Source organism: Streptomyces sp. NPDC007856 (assembly GCF_042868225.1).
Taxonomy (GTDB): Bacteria; Actinomycetota; Actinomycetes; order Streptomycetales; family Streptomycetaceae; genus Streptomyces.
On sequence record NZ_JBIAEC010000008.1, the window covers coordinates 183,979 to 201,976 of the forward strand.

Below are 17,998 nucleotides of genomic sequence, written 5' to 3' on the forward strand. Positions count from 1 at the left end.
CTTTCGCAACGCTGTTGCCAAAGTGCAAGTGGTGGGGACAATGGGTGGCGTGAACAGGACGAGGACGGCGAGCGGTGTGTCGGCGGGCGGAGTGTCGGCGAGCGGTGGCGGGCCGGTGGGGGCGAACCTCGTCGCGGTGCGGTCGCACAACGCCGCGCTGGTGCTGGGGCTGCTGCGGGACGCCGGGGCGGAGGGGATCAGCCGGCTCGAACTGGCCGAGCGGACCGGGCTGACCCCGCAGGCCGTCAGCAAGATCACCGCGCGGCTGCGGGAGGAGGGGTTCGCGGCGGAGGCCGGGCGGCGGGCGTCGACGGGGGGCAAGCCGCGGACCGTGCTGCGGCTGGTGCCCGAGGCCGGGCACGCGGTGGGGGTGCATCTGGACCGGGACGAGCTGCGGGTGGTGCTGGTCGATCTGGACGGGGCCGTGGTGGGGGAGCGGCGGGCCGAGCTGGATCTGGGGGCCGGGGCGGAGGCGGTGCTGGCGGTGGTCGGGGATGCGGTGACGGGGGTGGTGCGGGAGGTGCTGGGCGCGTTTCCGGGTGAGGAAGGGCCGGGCGGGGAGAGGGCGGCCGGGGAGGAGCCGGCCGGGAAGGGTCCGGCGGGGGCCGGGTCGCTGCTCGGGGTGGGGGTGGCGCTTCCGGGGCCGCTCGATCATGCGCGCGGGGTGCTGCACCGGGTGACCGGGTTTCCCGAGTGGGACGGGTTTCCGCTGCGGGACGCGCTCGGGGAGCGGTTGGGGGTGCCGGTGGTGGTGGACAAGGACACCAATGCGGCGGCGCTCGGCTTGTCGGTCGGGGGTGAGGGGAGCGAGGGCGGCTCCTTCGCCTATCTGCATCTCGGTACGGGGCTCGGGGCCGGGTTGGTGATCGGTGGGCGTGTGCATCGGGGGGTGCGGACCGGGGCGGGGGAGTTCGGGCACCAGGTGATCCAGCTGGACGGGCCGCTGTGCGAGTGCGGGAACCGGGGGTGCGTGGAGGCGCTGTGCCTGGCGGCGGTGGGCCGCGGGGAGGACGGGGAGGCGGCGCGGGTGCTGGGGGTGGCGGCGGCGAATCTGGTCGGGCTGCTGGACATCGATGTGGTGCTGCTCGGGGGGCGGACGATCGCGGGGGCACCGGAGGGTTTTGTGCGGGGAGTCGGGGAGGTGCTCGATGCCCGGGCTCGGCGGGAGGGAGTGCGTGGGGCATCCGTGCGGGTCGCTCCGCGGGGGGAGCGGGTGGTGGCGGAGGGGGCCGCGCAGTTGCTGTTGGCGCCGGTGTTCGGGCGGGGGGATGTGCGCGCCGAAGGGGCGCGGGGAACTGCGCGACCAGCCACGGCGGACCCGCAACCGCGTACTGTCTGACGCGGCTCGGTGGGTGGGCGTCGGTCAGGTCATGCCGGCAGGTTCAGCTGCCAGGAGACGCCGAAGCGGTCGTTGAGCCAGGTGAACTTGGCGCTGAAGCCGTAGTTGCCCAGGGGCATGAGTTCCGTGCCCTGCTCGGTGAGGGCGGCGTGCAGGCGGTCGATCTCGGCCTCGTCCTCGCACTGCACGAAGAGTGAGATCGCGGGCGTGAAGGTGAAGTCGTGGTGCGCGGGGCTGTCGATGCACATGAACTGCTGCCCGGCGAGCGAGAACGTGGCGTGCTGCACGCTCCCCTCCTTGCCGGTGCCGTCGGCCCCGTAGCGGGTGACGTTGACGACCTCGGCGTCGTCGAAGAGCGAGGTGTAGAAGGTCATCGCCTCCTCGGCGACGCCCTCGAACATCAGGAACGTGGTGATCTTCTGGGACGTCGCGATCTTCATGATGCATGCTCCTCAGCGCTTTCGGGGAGGGTGCGCAGGCCTGTTCAAGTGTTACCCCGCCGATCGAGCGGACTTCGCGGCCCGTACCGGAGTGGCGGACGCCGGCGTGCCCATCTGACCGACATGGTTATGTGTTTATGCGACCATTCACACCTCTGGCCCTCTGCCTCACCGCAGCCGCCGCGTCCGCCTCCGCCTGGGTGGTCGGCCCCGCGGCGCAGGCCGCCGCCCTCGCCGACCCGCCACCGGCCTGCACCGGCGGCAACCCGCGGGCCTTCCCCCTCGCCGCGCGGATCCGGGGCGGCCCGCCCTCCTACGAGGCGGGCGGCGGCTACGGCACCTGGTACATCGACCTCACCAACACCACCAGCCACGCCTGCACCGGCATCCATCCGTTGATCGTCCTCGTCGACGACAAGCGCGAGCTGAAACCGAACCAGCCCAAGCTGGAGTTCTACGACGGCGCCACGGCCCGGCCGGTGACGTTCGAGAGTACCGACGAGCAGGAGCTGATCGGCGTGCTCGACGGCGCCGGGTTCCACGGGTTCGCCGTACCGCCTCGCAGGACCGTCAGCGTCAAGGTCAGACTCGTGTTCCCCTCCGACACCGCATCCAACCAGGTCACCGCCAACGCCGCCGTCGTACAGCGCCGGGGCGACGACGGGGACTGGGTCGGGGAGTCCAATGCCTACCGCTTCGGGATCGGGGAGTATGCGTCGCCGGCTCCGGACGCCACGCAGAGCCCGGCTCCGGACGCCTCCCAGGAGGGCGGCGGTGTGGCACCCAGCGTGTCCGCCGGTACGCAGGCCACACCCGGCACCGGAACCGAAGCCCCGGCCACCCCCACCGCCGACCCCGACCTGCCGTACGCCGCCGTGGCGGAGGGCGACGGGGAGGACCCGAGTGAGCTGGCACTGACCGGATCCCGCCTCGCCCAAGGGCTGCTCGCGGCCACCGCCGCGCTTCTCGGGGTCGCCGGCGGCGCGTTGCTACTGGCCCGCAGACGCCGCTGAGCCCGGGGGCCGTACCTCGGACACCCCTGCCGTCTGCGACGATCCCTGCGTGGACTACCCGAACGACCAGGCCCCCGGCGCCCCCGTCCGCTCCGGCATCCCCGAGCACGGGCGTATCCCCAAGTACTACGCGGTGAAGGCGCGGATCGCCGCGCTGCTGGAGGAGCTGGGGGAGGACGGCGTCATCCCCACCGAGCGGGACCTCGCCGAGCGCTACGACGTCGCCCGGGAGACCGTCCGGCAGGCCGTACGGGAGCTGGTGCTGGAAGGGCGGCTGCGGCGCAAGGGCCGGGGAACCGTCGTCGCCGGGCCCAAGCTCGCCCAGCCGCTGTCGCTCGCGAGCTACACCGAGGGTGTGCGCCGGCAGGGCCGTACGCCCGGTCGTGCGCTCGTCACCCTGGACCGTTTCCCCTGCCCGGACGCCCTCGCGGCCGAGACCGGGCTCACCCGCGGCGAACCCGTCTGGCACCTGGAGCGCGTGCTGCTCGCCGACGAGGAGCGGGTCGGCCTGGAGAGCACGTACGTCGCCGTCGAGCGGGTGCCCCGGCTGGACGCCGACTTCGACCCCGACTCCTCCTTCTACGGCTATCTGACCAGCCAGGGCATCTCCTTCGGCGACGCCGACGAGCGCATCGAGACCGTGCTGGCCACGCCCCGCGAGGCCCTGCTCATCGGCACCCCGCCCGCCCTGCCGATGCTGCTGATCCACCGCGTCTCCCGGGACACCGACGGCAGGCCCCTGGAGCGCGTGCGCTCGCTGTACCGGGGGGACCGGTTCTCCTTCACCACCCACCTCAAGGGCTGAAAAGCGACTGATGTCCCGGTATCGACCTCGCTGTAATGTCACAGAAAGATAACGGGTCTAGCCCAAACGTGATGGGTCGTTCACGCTCGCGTTGTCAGCCGGATGTCTCCGGTTCCCCGATCCCGAGGAGCGTTGCCGTCGTGAAAGTGACAGTCGTCGGAGCAGGCGTGGTGGGCACCATGCACGCCTGGCACGCGGTACAGCGCGGCCACCAGGTCGTCCAGATCGAGCGCGAGGCCGAGGCGCGCGGCGCCTCGCTGCGCAACTTCGGGCAGATCTGGGTCAGTGGCCGCGCCGCCGGAGAAGAGCTGGAGACCGCGCTGCGGGCGCGGGAGCTGTGGGAAGGGATCGGCGCACGGGTGCCGGCGCTGGGCTTCAGGGCGAACGGGTCCCTGACCCCCGTCCGCGGCCCCCTGGAGCTCGCCGTCGCCGAGGCCGCCGTGGCCCGCGCGGACGCCGCTGCCCGCGGTTACAAGCTCCTCGTCCCGAGCGAGGCCCGCGCCCTCAACCCGGCCCTGCGGGGCGACTTCACCGCCGCCCTGTACTGCGAGCGGGACGCGGCGGTCGAGCCGCGCACCGCCCAAATCGCCCTCCGTACAGCGCTGTTGAAATCCCCGAACTACACCTTCCTGCCGGGCCGGGAGGTGCGCGAGGTCGTCGGCGCCGGCACCGTCCGGGACGACCACGGCGACGTGCACCGCGCCGACACGGTCGTCCTGTGCACCGGCGCCTGGCTCGGCGGACTGGTCCGCGAACTCGCGGGCCCGGACCTCCCCGTGCGCCGGGTCCGCCTGCAGATGATGCAGACCGACCCGCTGGGCGAGCCGCTGCCGACCTCCGTCGCCGACGCCGACAGCTTCCGCTACTACCCGGCCTACGCCTCCCCGGCGCTGGACGAACTCAACGCCCGGCAGCCGCAGCCGGAGACCGCGGCCGCGCACAAGATGCAGCTGCTCATGGTGCAGCGCGCCGACGGCGGCCTGACCATCGGCGACACCCACGAGTACGAGCACCCCTTCGCCTTCGACACCGTCGAGGAGCCGTACGAGCACCTCACGGGGGTCGTCGAGTCCCTGCTCGGCCGGCCGCTGCCGCGCATCCGCCGCCGCTGGGCCGGTGTGTACGCGCAGTGCACCGAGCCCGGCCGGGTGGTGCACCGCCGGCAGGTGCGCGAGGGGGTGTGGCTGGTCACCGGGCCCGGCGGGCGCGGCATGACCTGCGCCCCCGCGATAGCCGAGACCACCGCGAACGAACTGGGCTGGTGAGCAACCCATGACCGACATCACCCCGGACATCCGTCTGGTCGTCCTGGACATGGCGGGTACGACCGTCGCCGACGGCGGACTGGTCGAGCGCGCCTTCGAGGCGGCGGCCGGCGAACTCGGCGTCGAGCCGGGCTCGGCCGAGCACGCCGAGCACCTCGCCTACGTCCGCGCCACCATGGGCGAGTCCAAGATCTCCGTCTTCCGCCACCTGTTCGGCGCCGAGGACCGCGCCCAGCGCGCCAACACCGCCTTCGAGAAGGCGTACGGCGATCTGGTCGCCGGCGGCCTGATCGCCCCGGTGCCGGGAGCGCGCGAGGCCATCGAGGAGCTGGCCGGCGGCGGCCGGACCGTCGTCCTGACCACCGGCTTCGCCCGGGTCACCCAGGACGCGATCCTCGACGCCCTCGGCTGGCGGGACCTCGTCCCGCTCACCCTGTGCCCGGTGGACGCCGGCGGGCGCGGGCGGCCGTACCCGGACATGGTCCTGGATGCCTTCGTCCGCACCAAGGCCGCCGAGGACGTACGCCAGGTCGCCGTCGTCGGGGACACCTCCTACGACGTGCTCAGCGGGGTACGCGCCGGGGCCGGGCTGGTCGCCGGCGTACGCACCGGGGCGCACGGCGACGAGGAGTTCCGCGCGGCCGGCGCCACGCACGTCCTCGACTCGGTCGCCGGCCTGCCGACCCTGCTCGCGGAAGAACGGTGAGATGAGCATCCGCTTCGACTCCGTCACCGTCGCCTACGACGGCAACGTCGTCCTCCACGAGCTCGACCTGACCGTCGAGCCCGGCGAGGTCATGGCGCTGCTCGGGCCGTCCGGCTCCGGCAAGACCACCGCGCTGCGGGCGGTCGCCGGGTTCGTACGGCCCGTGTCCGGGCGGGTGCTCCTCGGCGGCCGGGACGTGACGGACCTGCCGCCGTACCGGCGGGGCATCGGCATGGTCGTGCAGAGTTACGCGCTGTTCCCGCACATGCGGGTCGACGAGAACGTGGCCTTCGGACTCAGGGCGCGCAGGACGCCCAGGAGCGAGATACGGCAGCGGGTCGCCGAGGCGCTGGAGCTGACCGGGATGGCCGGCTACGCCCGCCGGCACCCGCGCGAGCTGTCCGGCGGGCAGCAGCAGCGGGTCGCCATCGCCCGCGCGCTGGCCATCCGGCCGGACGTGCTCCTCCTCGACGAACCGCTGTCCGCGCTGGACGCCCGGCTGCGGTCCGGGATGCTGGCCGAACTCGCCCGGCTGCACCGTGAGTTGCCGGACATGACGATGCTGTACGTCACCCACGACCAGGTCGAGGCGCTGACGCTGGCCGACCGGATCGCGGTGATGGACAAGGCGAAGCTGCGGGCCTGTGGCACGCCGCGGGAGCTGTACCGGGCGCCGGCCGACGAGTTCACGGCGTCCTTCGTGGGTGGTGCGAATCTGGTACCGGTGACCGTGGGCTCCGGGGGAGTCGCGTTCGCGGGCACGGAACTGAAGGTCGACACGGCGGGCGCCGCCGCGGGAGCGCGGGCCACGCTGTGTGTACGGCCGCATCTGGTCGGGCTGGGCGAGGGCCCCAATCAACTCGTCGGTGCCGTACGGGAGATCCAGTGGCGCGGCGCCACGCACCGGCTGTACGTCGAGGTCGACGGGCATTGCGTCATGGCGGACGTGCGCGAGCTGAAGGATCCGCCCCGGCACGGAGAGACCGTGACCCTGCACTTCGCCCCCGAGGACGCGGTGTTGCTGCCCGCGGAGGCCGGCCATGAGTAGGCGGCTGCTGTGGGCCCTTCCTCCCGTGGCGCTCCTCGCCCTCCTCTTCCTCTACCCCCTCGCCCTCGTCGTCCGGCAGTCCTTCCAGCCGGACAGCGGAGGCACCTCCCTCCAGCCGTACGCCGACGTCTTCGCCTCCGAAGGCTTCCGGAACGCGCTGTGGACCACCGTCTGGCTGGCGCTCGCCTCCACCGCCGGGTGCCTGGTCCTCGGGTTCCTGCTGTCGCTGGTCATCTCGTTCGTGCCGTTCCCCGGGGCGAAGGGGGTGGCCCGGTTCATCGACGTGTACCTGTCCTTCCCGTCCTTCCTCATCACGCTGGCACTGCTGTTCATCTACGGCACGACAGGGATCATCGGCTCCTTCCAGTTCCTCACCACGCCCTGGGGTGTGCTGCTGGCCGAGGTCACCTACTTCACGCCGTTCGTGATGCGGCCGCTGCTCGCCGCCTTCTCGCAGCTCGACACCGCGCAGCTGGAGGCGGCCGGTTCGCTGGGAGCGCGGGCGCCCCGGATCGTGCGCCGGATCGTCCTGCCGGAGGTGCTGCCCGCGCTCGCGGCCGGCGGGAGCCTGGTGCTGGTGCTGTGTCTCAACGAGTTCGGGATCGTGCTGTTCACCGGCGCGAAGGGGGTCACCACCCTGCCGATGCTCGTGTACGGCAAGGCGATCCTGGAGTCCGACTATCCGGGCGCCTGTGTGGTCGCCGTCGCCAACGTCCTGATCTCCGTGGGTCTTTACGGCCTCTACCGGGTGGTGAGCCGTCGTGCTGGTGCATAGCCGCAAGGCCAGGTGGGCCGTCTGGGCGGTGTTCCTCGTCCTGTTCGTGCCGGTGTTCGCGCTTCCCCTGCTCGTCGTCCTCGGCGCCTCCATCGCCACCCACTGGTCCGGCGCGCTGCCCTCGGGACTGACCACCGCGAACTACCGTGCAGCCACCCGTGGCGAGGCCCTCCAGGCCCTCACCACCAGCCTGCTCACGGCCACCGCCGCCAGCCTGCTCGCGCTGACCGTCGGGACCTGGGCCGCGCTGGCCGCCGCCGGGCTCAAGCAGCGCCACCGGCGGCTCATGGACGCCCTGTTCGTCCTGCCGGTCGCCGTGCCGTCGGTCGTGGTCGGACTGTCGGTCCTGGTGGCCTTCTCCAAGCCGCCGATGCTGCTCAACGGCACCCGGTGGATCGTGATCCTCGCCCACACCGTGCTGGTCACCGCGTTCGCCCACCAGTCCGTGTCGGCGGCGATCACCCGCCTCGACCCGGCCTACGAACAGGCCGCCGCCTCCCTCGGCGCCCGGCCCGCCCACGTCCTGCGGCGGGTCCGCCTGCCCCTGCTGCTGCCCTCCCTCACCGCCGCCGCCGGCCTCTGCTTCGCCCTGTCCATGGGCGAGCTGAGCGCCACGATGATGCTCTATCCGCCGGACTGGACCCCGCTGCCCGTCCTGATCTACGCGGCCACCGACCGCGGTGCCCTGTTCACCGGCTCGGCCGTCGCCGTGGTGCTGATGGCCGCGACCCTGCTCGTCCTGTTCGCCGTCTCCCGGGTCCGCACCCGGGCGTCGTACCGCTGATCACTCCACACCCCCGTAATTCCCTTCACCCGCCAGGAGCTGGCCTCGCCATGTCCGGAAACCGCCTCACGCTCGCCGTAGCCCTCGCCCTGCTCGCCACCCCCGTGCTGTCCGCCTGCGGCGGCTCCTCCGCCGCCTCCGACGCCAAGTCCGTCACCGTCTACAGCGCCGACGGCCTCAAGGGCGAGAACGGCGACGGCTGGTACGACAAGGTCTTCGCCGACTTCACCAAGCAGACCGGCATCAAGGTCAAGTACGTCGAGGGCGGGTCGGGCGAGATGGTGCAGCGCGCCGTCCGCGAGAAGTCCAACCCGCAGGCCGATGTGCTGGTCACCCTGCCCCCGTTCATCCAGCAGGCCGACAGCAAGGGCCTGCTGCAGAAGTACCAGCCGAAGGACTCCGGCCAGGTCGGCGGCGGCGACAAGGGCGCCGACGGCACATGGACCTCCGTGGTCAACAACTACTTCGGGTTCGTCTACAACAAGAAGGAGCTGAACCAGGCCCCGAAGACCTGGGACGAACTGCTCGACTCCAAGTACAAGAACAAGCTCCAGTACTCCACCCCCGGTGTCGCCGGTGACGGCACCGCCGTGCTCATCAAGGCAGTCCACGACTTCGGCGGCAAGGAGCAGGCGCTCGCCTACCTGAAGAAGCTCCAGGCCAACAACGTCGGCCCGTCCGCCTCCACCGGCAAGCTCGCACCCAAGGTGGACAAGGGCGAGCTGCTCGTCGCCAACGGCGATGTGCAGATGAACTACGCCCAGTCCAAGGACATGCCGGGCCTCGGCATCTGGTTCCCGGCCGGCCAGGACGGCAAGCCCACCACCTTCGCCCTGCCGTACGCGGCCGGCCTGGTCACCGAGGCCCCGCACAGCGAGAACGGCAAGAAGCTGCTCGACTTCATGCTCGCGCGGAAGCAGCAGCAGGAGGTCAGCGAGATCGGCGGCGGCTTCGCCGCCCGCCAGGACGTCAAGGCCACCGACGCCAACGCCATCGCCCTCACCAGGCTGATGGACGGCGTGGAGATCTTCGAGCCGGACTGGAACGACATCGACAAGAACCTCATGTCGTACGTGGAGGACTGGAAGTCGGCCACCGGAAGCTGAGCCGATCGGTCGCCGTACGGCCGGGTCAAGATCAGGCCGCGCTGATTAGGCTGGGGGCGTCGGTACGCCGTGGTTCCGGCGTCCCCCGCTCTTCTTGACCGTACGCACGCCAGGAGACGCACAACATGGCAGACCGCAAGCCGATCGAGTCGTGGCTCACCGACATGGACGGTGTCCTGATCCACGAGGGTGTTCCGATCCCCGGCGCCGACGCCTTCCTGAAGAAGCTGCGCGAGTCCGGGCGGCCCTTCCTGGTGCTCACCAACAACTCCATCTACACCGCCCGGGACCTGCACGCGCGGCTGCGCCGCATGGGCCTGGACGTGCCGGAGAAGAACATCTGGACCTCCGCCCTGGCCACCGCCCAGTTCCTCGACGACCAGCGGCCCGGCGGCAGCGCCTATGTCATCGGCGAGGCCGGTCTGACCACGGCGCTGCACGACATCGGCTACATCCTCACCGACCACGCCCCCGACTTCGTCATCCTCGGCGAGACCCGCACCTATTCCTTCGAGGCCCTGACCAAGGCCGTGCGGCTGATCAACGACGGCGCCCGGTTCATCGCCACCAACCCGGACAACGTCGGCCCCTCCACCGAGGGCGACCTGCCCGCCACCGGCTCGGTCGCCGCCCTGATCACCGCCGCGACCGGCAAGAAGCCGTACTTCGTGGGCAAGCCCAACCCGCTGATGATGCGCGCCGGGCTCAACGCCATCGGGGCCCACTCCGAGAACTCCGCGATGATCGGCGACCGCATGGACACCGATGTCCTCGCGGGCCTGGAGGCCGGGATGCGCACCTTCCTGGTGCTGTCCGGCGTCACCCAGCCCGACGACGTCGACCGCTATCCCTTCCGCCCCTCGCAGGTCGTCGACTCCATCGCGGACCTGGTCGACCTCGTCTGAGCTGCCGCCAAACGGGTCTGACCTGGGGTTTTCAAACCTTCATCCACCCGTTCGGAGCAATCGGGCGCCTCCCGAGGATGCGGAGGCGCCCGGCGCGGGGGAGCCTCCTGGTAACTGGAGGTTCACGATGGGCTCACTACGCCTCACTCTCTGTACGGGAATCCTGGCCGTCGCCGCGTTCGCCCCGGCGGCCCACGCGGCCGACGGAGGCTCGGTCTCCGTGACGCCCGCGGCCCCCGCACCCGGCACCGACGTCTCCGTGCGGGTGCACGGTTGCTCCGGGCGGCAGGGCACCGCCGTCTCGGACGCGTTCGTCGCCGACGCGCAGCTGACCGGCAGCCAGGGCACCCTGTCCGGCGAGACCCGCGTCCGCTCCTCCCTCAGGGCGGGCGCCTACGACGTCAGGATCACCTGCGCCGACTTCGTGATCAGCGGCAGGATCACGGTGGTCGACAGGGGGACGGCGCCGGGGACGGCGCCCAACCAGGCAGTCGGACCGTTCCAGGACCCCGGCCGCCTGTTCGGTGGGGCCCCCTCGCCCGTCGCCCCCGTCCCCGCGGGCGGCGGCGGCACCGCTCACTTCGCCACGGTGGCCACCACCGACTCCGGCCCCGACACCGGCCAGGCGGTGACCGGCCTGGCCCTCGCGGGCATCGCGGCGGTCGCCGTCGGGCTCCGTACCCGCCGCGGCCGCGGCACCCGCTGAGCGCCGCCCATGTCCGACGACCACGGGCGCACCACCGGCACCGACCGGCTCATCACCTGGCTGACCTGGGCGGTGCTGCTGTTCGGGCTGTGGCTGTGGGGGCGCGGGCTGACCGGCGTACCGCACACCACGGACGGCCCCGCCACCGGGAACCTGTTCGGCCTCGCACCCGCGCAGGCCGCCCGGCTGCCCAGCCCGGCCACGCCGCTCGGGGCGGGCGCCGTGCCCCAGCGCGTCGACATCCCCCAACTGGGCGTCCAGGCGCCGGTGGTGAGCCGCGGACTGGACGCCCGGGGCGCCGTCGACCCGCCCCCGTTCGACCAGCCGGGCGTCGTCGGCTGGTACGGCGCCGGCACCACACCCGGCGCCAGCGGTGCGGCGCTCCTGGTCGGGCACGTCGACACGGAGACCCGGCCCGCGGTCTTCTACCGGCTCAGCACCCTCAAGCCCGGCGAGACGGTCCGGGTGGTCCGCTCGGACGGCAAGGTCGCCCAGTTCGTCATCGACGACGTCCGCGTGCTGCCCCGCGCCGGCTTCGACGCCCGCCAGGCCTACGGCCCCCACCGGCCGGGTCGCGCCGAGCTGCGCCTGATCACCTGCGGCGGCCCCTTCGACCGCGCCGCCCACAGCTACACGGCCAACGTCGTGGTCTCCGCGTACCTCACCGGAACCGCCGGCTGACCCCCGTACGTCCGGTCCCGTACGCCCCGCCGCACGACCTCGCGACCTCGTGACGGACCGGGCGGATATGCCACGATTGGACACCCGGACCAGTGCGCCCAGGGGGGAATCGCATGTACGACAGCAGGGGGGCCCGTTCTTCCGCGCGGGCGTCGGCGGCGGCGGTGCTGGGGGCGGCGCTGCTGCTCGCCGGATGCTCCTCCGGCGGCGGGGACAAGAACGGCGACCCGGGGGCCCGGATCACCCAACAGCCCAAGGCCGCCGATCCGTTCTGGGTGAACCCGGACGGCACCGCGGCCCGTCAGCTAACCGCCTACGAGAAGTCCGGCAAGACGGCCGAGGCCGCGCAGATCCGCAAGATCGCCGAGCAGCCGGTGGGGGAGTGGATCGGCCCGGAGAATCCGGAGAAGGAGGCGCGCGGCTTCACCGAGGCCGCCGCGAAGTCCGACCGCACGGCCCTGCTCGTCCTCTACGACATCCCGCACCGCGACTGCGGCCAGTACTCCCAGGGCGGCGCCGCCGACGGCAACGCCTACCGCGCCTGGATCGACGCCGTGGCCCGGGGCATCGAGGACCGTCCCGCCATCGTGATCCTGGAACCGGACGCCGTGCTCCACCTCGTGGACGGCTGCACCCCGGCCCAGTTCCACGAGGAGCGCTACGACCTTCTCAAGGGCGCGATCGCGAGGCTCAAGTCGCTGAAGAACACCAAGGTCTACCTGGACGCGGGCAACGCCGGCTGGGGCCGCCCCGACCAGATCTTCCAGCCCCTCCAGCAGGCCGGCATCGACCAGGCCGACGGCTTCTCCGTCAACGTCTCCAACTTCTACTCCACCCAGGACTCCATCGCCTACGGCAAGCAGCTCTCGGCGAAGGTCGGCAACAAGCACTTCGTCATCGACACGAGCCGCAACGGCAACGGCCCCTACACGTCCGGCGACCCGGCCCAGCGCTGGTGCAACCCGCCGGGCCGGGCCCTGGGCGAGACCCCGACGACGAAGACCGCCGACCCCCTGGTGGACGCCTATCTGTGGGTCAAGCGGCCGGGGGAGTCGGACGGGCAGTGCAAGGGGGGTCCCAAGGCGGGGGACTGGTGGGCGACGTACGCTCTCGGACTCGCCGAGAAGAGCAAGTGACCCCTACGGAACCCTCACCCACTGCGCCTTGCTCGGCGTCCCCTGGTCATCGTCCACGAACAACATGTACCAACCGGAGGTGACCAGGTTCCGGTTCTCCGGGACCGTCACCGTGATCCTGTTCCCGGACGTCTTGAAGTCCAGGGCGATGGACCGCTGGTCGACGTCCGTCACGTGCGTCGACGCACTCGGCCGGATCAACCGCACCTTCTTGATGCCGGCCGCGTGATCCGACGTGAACGTCCCCGAGGCGCCGCGGGCGATCGTCTGCGGGCCACCGCTCAGCGTCGGCCGCGAGTCCCGGTACAGATACGGCGGTGTGTAGATCTCGATCCGCTGCTCGAACTTCCCCGGCCTGGTGTTCGCCTTGTCGCCGTACAGCGAGTCGGAGCCGAAGAACATCACCCGGCCGTCCGGCAGCAGGATCGACCCGGAGTGGTAGTTACGCCCCACCAGCGGATCCGCGACCCGGGTGAAGCTGTTGCTGTCGGGGTGGTACAGCCGCGCCTGCAGGATGTTGGAGTCGCCGCGCCCCCGGTAGTCCTCGGAGCCGCCGGAGACCAGCACCGTGTCGTCGGGCAGGACCGAGGACTGCGGATAGCGCGTGCCCTTCTCCAACTCGGGACCGTCCACGAAGTGCGGGTTCTGCGCCTTCAGGTCGATCAGCCGGGTCTTCCTGCTGGACAGCTTCGACTCACCGACGCCGCCACCGCCGATCACCATGAACCTCTCGTTCTGCGCCGGAGGCAGCAGCACGGTCCCTGAGGTCTCCATCATGTTCGGGTCGCTCAGCCCGGGGAGCTTGCTGAACTTGTTGGTGTCGACGTCCCAGATGCCGGGGTCCCGGCCGACGTTGTCCGGGCCGTACCCCGCGTTCGAACCCGAGTAGAAGATCTTCCCGTTCTGCGTCAGGAACAGGGCCGGATACGTCGGGAACTGCCGGACCGTCTTCGTGTACGTCCACTTCTTCGTCTTCGGGTCGAAGACCTCGTTCTTGCCCGGCACCAGCTGACCGATGTCGTCCAGGCCGGAGACGCTGAGGATCCTGCCGTCCGACAGGGTGGTGAGCGTCGGGTACCAGCGGGCCTCGTTCATCGGGTCGACCTTGACGTACCGCTCGGCGACCGGATCGAACTCGTAGGCGTCCTTGATTCCCTCGAAGTCCTTCTTGTCGAGGGCGAGCTTCTGCGCGATGCCATAGGTGTTGCGCGCGTCGGTGCCGGTCAGGCCCTGGATCCGGTAGTTGTCCTGGGTGCCGGTCTCGTACTGGGCGCCCTCCTGCGGCGCCTCGACGTAGACACGGCCGTAACCGGGGTTGTTCCGCAGCCACTTGCCGGTTTTGTCGAAGACCTTGGTGGCGCGCGGGATCAGCACCGGGTCCTGGGAGACGAACGTCCTGCCGTTCTGCTTGCCGGTGAACCTGGTGCCCGCGGGCAGGGTGATCGGCTTGTCCGGGTTCTCGTTGTAGAGAATCATGACGCCGCCGGCCTTCTTGACGTCACCCTTGAGCTTCTCGTACCGCTTGGTGCCGCCCGCGATCAGCAGATTGCCGTTGGCGAGCTGGGTGTGGCCGGTGCAGAACAGGTCGCTGGGCGTGGGGATCTTCTTGATCGTGCCCTTGACCGGGTCCCAGATCCGGGTGTCGAACTTCTTCTCGTTGAAGTTGTCCTGGTTGTTGCCCGAGCCGGCCACCAGCAGCACCTTGCCGGTGTGCAGGAGCGCCGCGTGGATGGTGTCCTGGCGGTACTCCGGCGGGAACTCGATGATGTCCCAGTGGCCGTTCTCGGCCTTGTACTCGGGTCTGTTGATCTTGTACTGGTGATACTGCGCGGTGCCGAAGCGGTAGAGCCACGGCCCGTTCATCCCGGCCAGCGCGAGTACCACCGCCGTACCGATCGCGAGCCTGCGGGCGCGACGGCGGCCGGCCTGGTCCTTCATTCCTTGCTTCCCCCAAGTCCGCCAAGGGCGATCTGCATGGTCTGCTCGTTCTCCCCGCTCCGGTCCGCGCTGCGGCCCCCTTGCTGCTCGCCGGCCGTCCAGGTGGGCCGCTTGAGCGGCGGATGGGCCGCGTACGGGGCGGGCACCGCGTCCCGCGGTTCGCCGGCCGCCGTGGCCGCCGCCGGCCTCGGCTTCTTCCGCTCCTGCCGCAGCGTGTACCGCCAGGCGCAGATCGGCGAGGCGGTGATCAGCAGGGCGAAGGACGCCCAGGTGAGCATCGCGGGGTGGGAGTGCCCGAACACGAAGCCGGCGGCGAGCGAGCCGGCGAAGACCAGGATGAAGAACCAGTGCACCCGGAACGTCCCGAACAGCGTGTCGGGGCTCGCCGACTCGCCCTTCGGCGTCACCACGAACCTGCTCTTGCGGCGCAGTACGGCGTCCATCAGGGAGCGTGCGTAGATCGGCGCGGACAGGGCGGACATCACCATGCCCGCGACACCGCCGGAGCCCTCCGGCTCGTGCGGGGAGACATTGTGCCGCCGGTTCCAGATGTACAGCCCGATCTGGAGCGCGGAGGCGTTGCCGTACAGCATCAGCCACACGGTCGGGTCGATGTTCACGCCCGAGGCGCCCAGGCCCAGGAACAGGGCGCAACTCAGCGCCGCGAGGATCCAGTTGAGGGCGGACATCGGATAGAAGATGATCATCATCGTGTAATTGAAGAGCTTGCCCGGCCCCAGCGTGAACAGGCCCTTCCAGTACTGCTTGAGGATCGTCTCGTACGTGCCCCGGGACCAGCGCAGCTGCTGGGTGAAGAAGTCCGTCCAGGCGTTCGGCCCCTCGCCGACCGCGAGCACGTCCGGGGTGTACACGGACTTCCACTTCCGGCCCGTGGCCGGGTTCTTGGCACGGTGCATCTCGAAGCCCGTCGCCATGTCCTCGGTGATGGAGTCGTACAGGCCGCCGATCTGCTTGAGGGCGCTGATCCGCACTGCGTTGGACGTGCCGACGAACATCGGGGCGCCGTAGCGGTTGCCGGCGCGCTGGATCAGGGCGTGGAAGAGGAACTGCTGGGACTCGGCGGCCTTGGTGACGAAGGTGTCGTAGTTGCCGTACACCTGCGGGCCGATGACGAAGCCGACGTCCGGGTCGCGGAAGTAACCGAGCATCCGCTCCAGGTAGTTGGGCAGCGGAACGTGGTCGGTGTCGACCGAGGCGAAGAAGTCGTAGTCGTCGCCGTGTGCCGCCAGCCAGGCGTTGTAGTTGCCGTGCTTGGTCCTGGCGCGGTGCGGGCCTTTGGGCTGGTTCCACCGCTCGACGCCCTTGCGGGTGAAGTGGTGCACGCCGAGCCGGGCGCAGACCTCCTTGACGGCCGGGTCGTCGCCCTCGTCCAGCAACCACACGTGCAGCAGGCCCCGGTGACGGAGCTTCACCGCCGCCTCCAGGGTCTTCGTCACCATCTCCAGCGGCTCCTTGCCGGGCACGAAGGTGGTGAGGAAGGCGACTCTGGTGCCGGTCTCCGGGATCACCGGGACCGGGTCGCGGGCGACGAGCGTGGCGTGCGCGTTGGACAGCACGTTCATGCAGCGGAAGAACTCGATCAGGCCGATCGAGACGAGCATGACGACGTCGAGCACCGGCAGGAAGTCATGGGCGGGATAGTCCCGTTCGGTCCAGTGCTCGGGCTGCAGCAGCCAGAACAGCAGGACCAGGGAGAGGATCGGGGCCGCGCCCAGCATGAGCGCGGCGCGGATGCGGTGCGGCTCCTGGGAGAGCAGCGACCGGTACTGCACCTTGTAGGGCTTGCCCGGGTCGGGCTGGGTGAGGGGGCCCGCGAGTCGGCTGTAGTGCTCGTAGTCGTATCTCGGCAGGCTCTTCCTTATCCGGCGGAACTGGGCCGTCCGGTGCCCGATCACCCTCAACTGCGTGGTCTGTGACGGATCGTCGTGAACGTGGCTCTGTCCGGCGCCCGTCGGCGTCGACGTCATGAGTCATTCCCCCCACACGCAGGTCACCGCGTGTTCTGTCGCTGTGGTGGCTCGCAGTCCCCACGTCTTCCCCACCCTGTAGACACGGGACGGCGACCTTCCGGTTGCATGATGCCCCCCTCGGCATCGGTTCATGGGCGGGCCCCCTCCCCGCCGTCCGGCAACCGTTTGCTTCCCCCCAACTCCCGCCAAACGGCGGCAGCTTGGACACCCAGGGTTCTACGGCGCTCCGCATGATCGCAAGACGCGAAACATGGTGTTTACCGCTCAAACCCGTTCATTGTGGCGCGCGTGGGGCTCGGGAGGCGGGGGCGCGCCGGTGGTCTGTGGCGGCCGGGGCGCGCCGGTGGTCTCGGCGGGCCGTGGTGTGCCGGTGGTCTCGGGGGGCCGGGGTGTGCCGGTGGTGGAGAGGCGGACGCGGATGTTGCCGAAGTGATCTCTTATGGCCTCCTCCGCCCGCAGTGAGTCGCCGGACCGGACCGCGTCCAGGATCTCCCGGTGCTGCCGGCAGGTGACCCTGGGGTCCTGCGGCACGTCCACCAGATCCCGCTGCACCCGGTGGAAGGCGTCCCAGAACGCCTCCAGCACCTCGCTCAGCAGCACGTTGTCCAGCCCCCGGTAGAGGGTGGCGTGAAAGGCCCGGTCGGTCTCGGCGAGGCCCGCCCCCTCGGCGGCCTCCTGTTCCATACGGTCCACGAGGGCGTCCAGTTCAACGAGGTCCGCCTCGGGCAGCCGCCCGGCGAGCCGCGAGACCAGCCCGGTCTCCACGGCCTCGCGCAGCTCCAGCAGCTGCAGCAGGGAGTCCTCGCCGCGGTAGTGCCCGGCGACGGTGCGGAAGGCCAGGCCCTCGATCATGGGTGCGAAGGACATCGAGCCGACGTACGTCCCGAACCCGTGCCGGATCTCCACGATCCCCATCGCCTGCAACGCCTTCAGGGCCTCGCGCACCGAGTTCCGGCTCGCGCCGAGGTACTCCATCAGCTCGGGCTCGGTCGGCAGCGGGGCACCCGAGGGCAGCCGTCGGTCGACGATCAGCTTCTTGATCCGCTCCTGGAGGTCCCGGGCTGCCATGGCCAGAGGGTATCCGGCCAGTCGGGGGGAGGGCCCTGTTCCGCTTCTCGATACCGGTTCACTGTGACACGGGGGTGTGGGTGGCGGAGCCCCCACCGCGCGCGGCGCAGTCGCGCAATAACAGAGATGGCGAGCCAGGTCCGCGCATTTTGCGGACGTGGCTCGCCATCGTCATCGTGCGCCGCCAGGGACTCGAACCCCGGACCCGCTGATTAAGAGTCAGCTGCTCTAACCAACTGAGCTAGCGGCGCCTGCTGACGGAGATAAGTCTACCTGACCTTGAGGGGTGCCT

Annotated in this window: 17 protein-coding genes and 1 tRNA gene; 13 read left to right on the plus strand and 5 right to left on the minus strand. The window is 70.8% G+C overall.

From position 1 onward, the window contains the following. Positions 1 to 40 precede the first annotated feature (40 nt). Positions 41 to 1,339 carry an ROK family protein gene (locus ACFYOH_RS20805; RefSeq protein WP_388627474.1) on the plus strand — a complete coding sequence of 433 codons (1,299 nt, stop codon included), beginning with the start codon at positions 41 to 43 and terminating at the stop codon, positions 1,337 to 1,339. Between the two features lie 29 nt (positions 1,340 to 1,368). Here ACFYOH_RS20805 and ACFYOH_RS20810 read toward each other — a convergent pair whose 3' ends face one another. Beyond that, complete coding sequence (locus ACFYOH_RS20810; protein ID WP_388627476.1) at positions 1,369 to 1,779, minus strand: VOC family protein; 411 nt, start codon at positions 1,777 to 1,779, stop codon at positions 1,369 to 1,371. Between the two features lie 137 nt (positions 1,780 to 1,916). Between ACFYOH_RS20810 and ACFYOH_RS20815 the strand changes: the two genes are divergently transcribed. The 12 genes from ACFYOH_RS20815 to ACFYOH_RS20870 all read left to right on the plus strand — a co-directional run bounded on the left by ACFYOH_RS20815 (position 1,917) and on the right by ACFYOH_RS20870 (position 12,709). Further along, positions 1,917 to 2,792: a hypothetical protein gene (locus tag ACFYOH_RS20815; RefSeq protein ID WP_388627477.1), complete on the plus strand. Its 876-nt coding sequence runs from the start codon at positions 1,917 to 1,919 to the stop codon at positions 2,790 to 2,792. A 49-nt stretch (positions 2,793 to 2,841) separates the two neighbouring features. Next, a complete protein-coding gene (locus ACFYOH_RS20820; protein WP_388627479.1) occupies positions 2,842 to 3,597 on the plus strand; it encodes a GntR family transcriptional regulator in 756 nt (251 codons plus the stop codon). 140 nt (positions 3,598 to 3,737) lie between these two features. Next, a complete protein-coding gene (locus ACFYOH_RS20825; protein WP_388627480.1) occupies positions 3,738 to 4,862 on the plus strand; it encodes a TIGR03364 family FAD-dependent oxidoreductase in 1,125 nt (374 codons plus the stop codon). Between the two features lie 7 nt (positions 4,863 to 4,869). Continuing rightward, on the plus strand, positions 4,870 to 5,568 hold the full coding sequence (locus ACFYOH_RS20830) for an HAD family hydrolase (protein ID WP_388627482.1): 699 nt from the start codon (positions 4,870 to 4,872) through the stop codon (positions 5,566 to 5,568). Between the two features lies 1 nt (position 5,569). Continuing rightward, positions 5,570 to 6,616: an ABC transporter ATP-binding protein gene (locus ACFYOH_RS20835; protein WP_388627484.1), complete on the plus strand. Its 1,047-nt coding sequence runs from the start codon at positions 5,570 to 5,572 to the stop codon at positions 6,614 to 6,616. Further along, a complete protein-coding gene (locus ACFYOH_RS20840; RefSeq protein ID WP_388627485.1) occupies positions 6,609 to 7,391 on the plus strand; it encodes a 2-aminoethylphosphonate ABC transporter permease subunit in 783 nt (260 codons plus the stop codon). Before ACFYOH_RS20835 ends, ACFYOH_RS20840 begins: the two co-directional genes overlap by 8 nt. Next, positions 7,378 to 8,175 (plus strand): ABC transporter permease, encoded by a 798-nt coding sequence (locus tag ACFYOH_RS20845; protein WP_388627487.1) that lies wholly within the window; start codon positions 7,378 to 7,380, stop codon positions 8,173 to 8,175. The genes ACFYOH_RS20840 and ACFYOH_RS20845 overlap by 14 nt, the downstream gene beginning before the upstream one ends. A 50-nt stretch (positions 8,176 to 8,225) precedes the next feature. Continuing rightward, on the plus strand, positions 8,226 to 9,281 hold the full coding sequence (locus ACFYOH_RS20850; protein WP_388627489.1) for a 2-aminoethylphosphonate ABC transporter substrate-binding protein: 1,056 nt from the start codon (positions 8,226 to 8,228) through the stop codon (positions 9,279 to 9,281). Between the two features lie 125 nt (positions 9,282 to 9,406). Next, entirely contained in the window at positions 9,407 to 10,186 is a 780-nt protein-coding gene (locus tag ACFYOH_RS20855; protein WP_388627491.1) for an HAD-IIA family hydrolase, read from the plus strand. Between the two features lie 127 nt (positions 10,187 to 10,313). Then, a complete protein-coding gene (locus ACFYOH_RS20860; protein WP_388627493.1) occupies positions 10,314 to 10,892 on the plus strand; it encodes a hypothetical protein in 579 nt (192 codons plus the stop codon). A 9-nt stretch (positions 10,893 to 10,901) separates the two neighbouring features. Beyond that, entirely contained in the window at positions 10,902 to 11,573 is a 672-nt protein-coding gene (locus tag ACFYOH_RS20865) for a class F sortase (protein ID WP_388627495.1), read from the plus strand. A gap of 113 nt (positions 11,574 to 11,686) precedes the next feature. Next, positions 11,687 to 12,709 (plus strand): glycoside hydrolase family 6 protein, encoded by a 1,023-nt coding sequence (locus ACFYOH_RS20870; protein WP_388627497.1) that lies wholly within the window; start codon positions 11,687 to 11,689, stop codon positions 12,707 to 12,709. 3 nt (positions 12,710 to 12,712) lie between these two features. Here the strand turns inward: ACFYOH_RS20870 and ACFYOH_RS20875 are convergent, their stop codons facing one another. The 4 genes from ACFYOH_RS20875 to ACFYOH_RS20890 form a co-directional block, all read right to left on the minus strand. Then, positions 12,713 to 14,647 (minus strand): galactose oxidase-like domain-containing protein, encoded by a 1,935-nt coding sequence (locus ACFYOH_RS20875; RefSeq protein WP_388627499.1) that lies wholly within the window; start codon positions 14,645 to 14,647, stop codon positions 12,713 to 12,715. After that, the gene (locus ACFYOH_RS20880) at positions 14,644 to 16,635 is read right to left on the minus strand and encodes a glycosyltransferase family 2 protein (protein ID WP_388627501.1); all 1,992 of its coding nucleotides are present in this window, start codon (positions 16,633 to 16,635) and stop codon (positions 14,644 to 14,646) included. The genes ACFYOH_RS20875 and ACFYOH_RS20880 overlap by 4 nt, the downstream gene beginning before the upstream one ends. Positions 16,636 to 16,902: 267 nt before the next feature. After that, positions 16,903 to 17,706, minus strand: a complete 804-nt coding sequence (locus ACFYOH_RS20885) for a FadR/GntR family transcriptional regulator (protein WP_388627503.1) — start codon at positions 17,704 to 17,706, stop codon at positions 16,903 to 16,905. A 177-nt stretch (positions 17,707 to 17,883) separates the two neighbouring features. Continuing rightward, positions 17,884 to 17,957 (minus strand) — tRNA-Lys (locus ACFYOH_RS20890). Between the last annotated feature and the right edge of the window lie 41 nt (positions 17,958 to 17,998).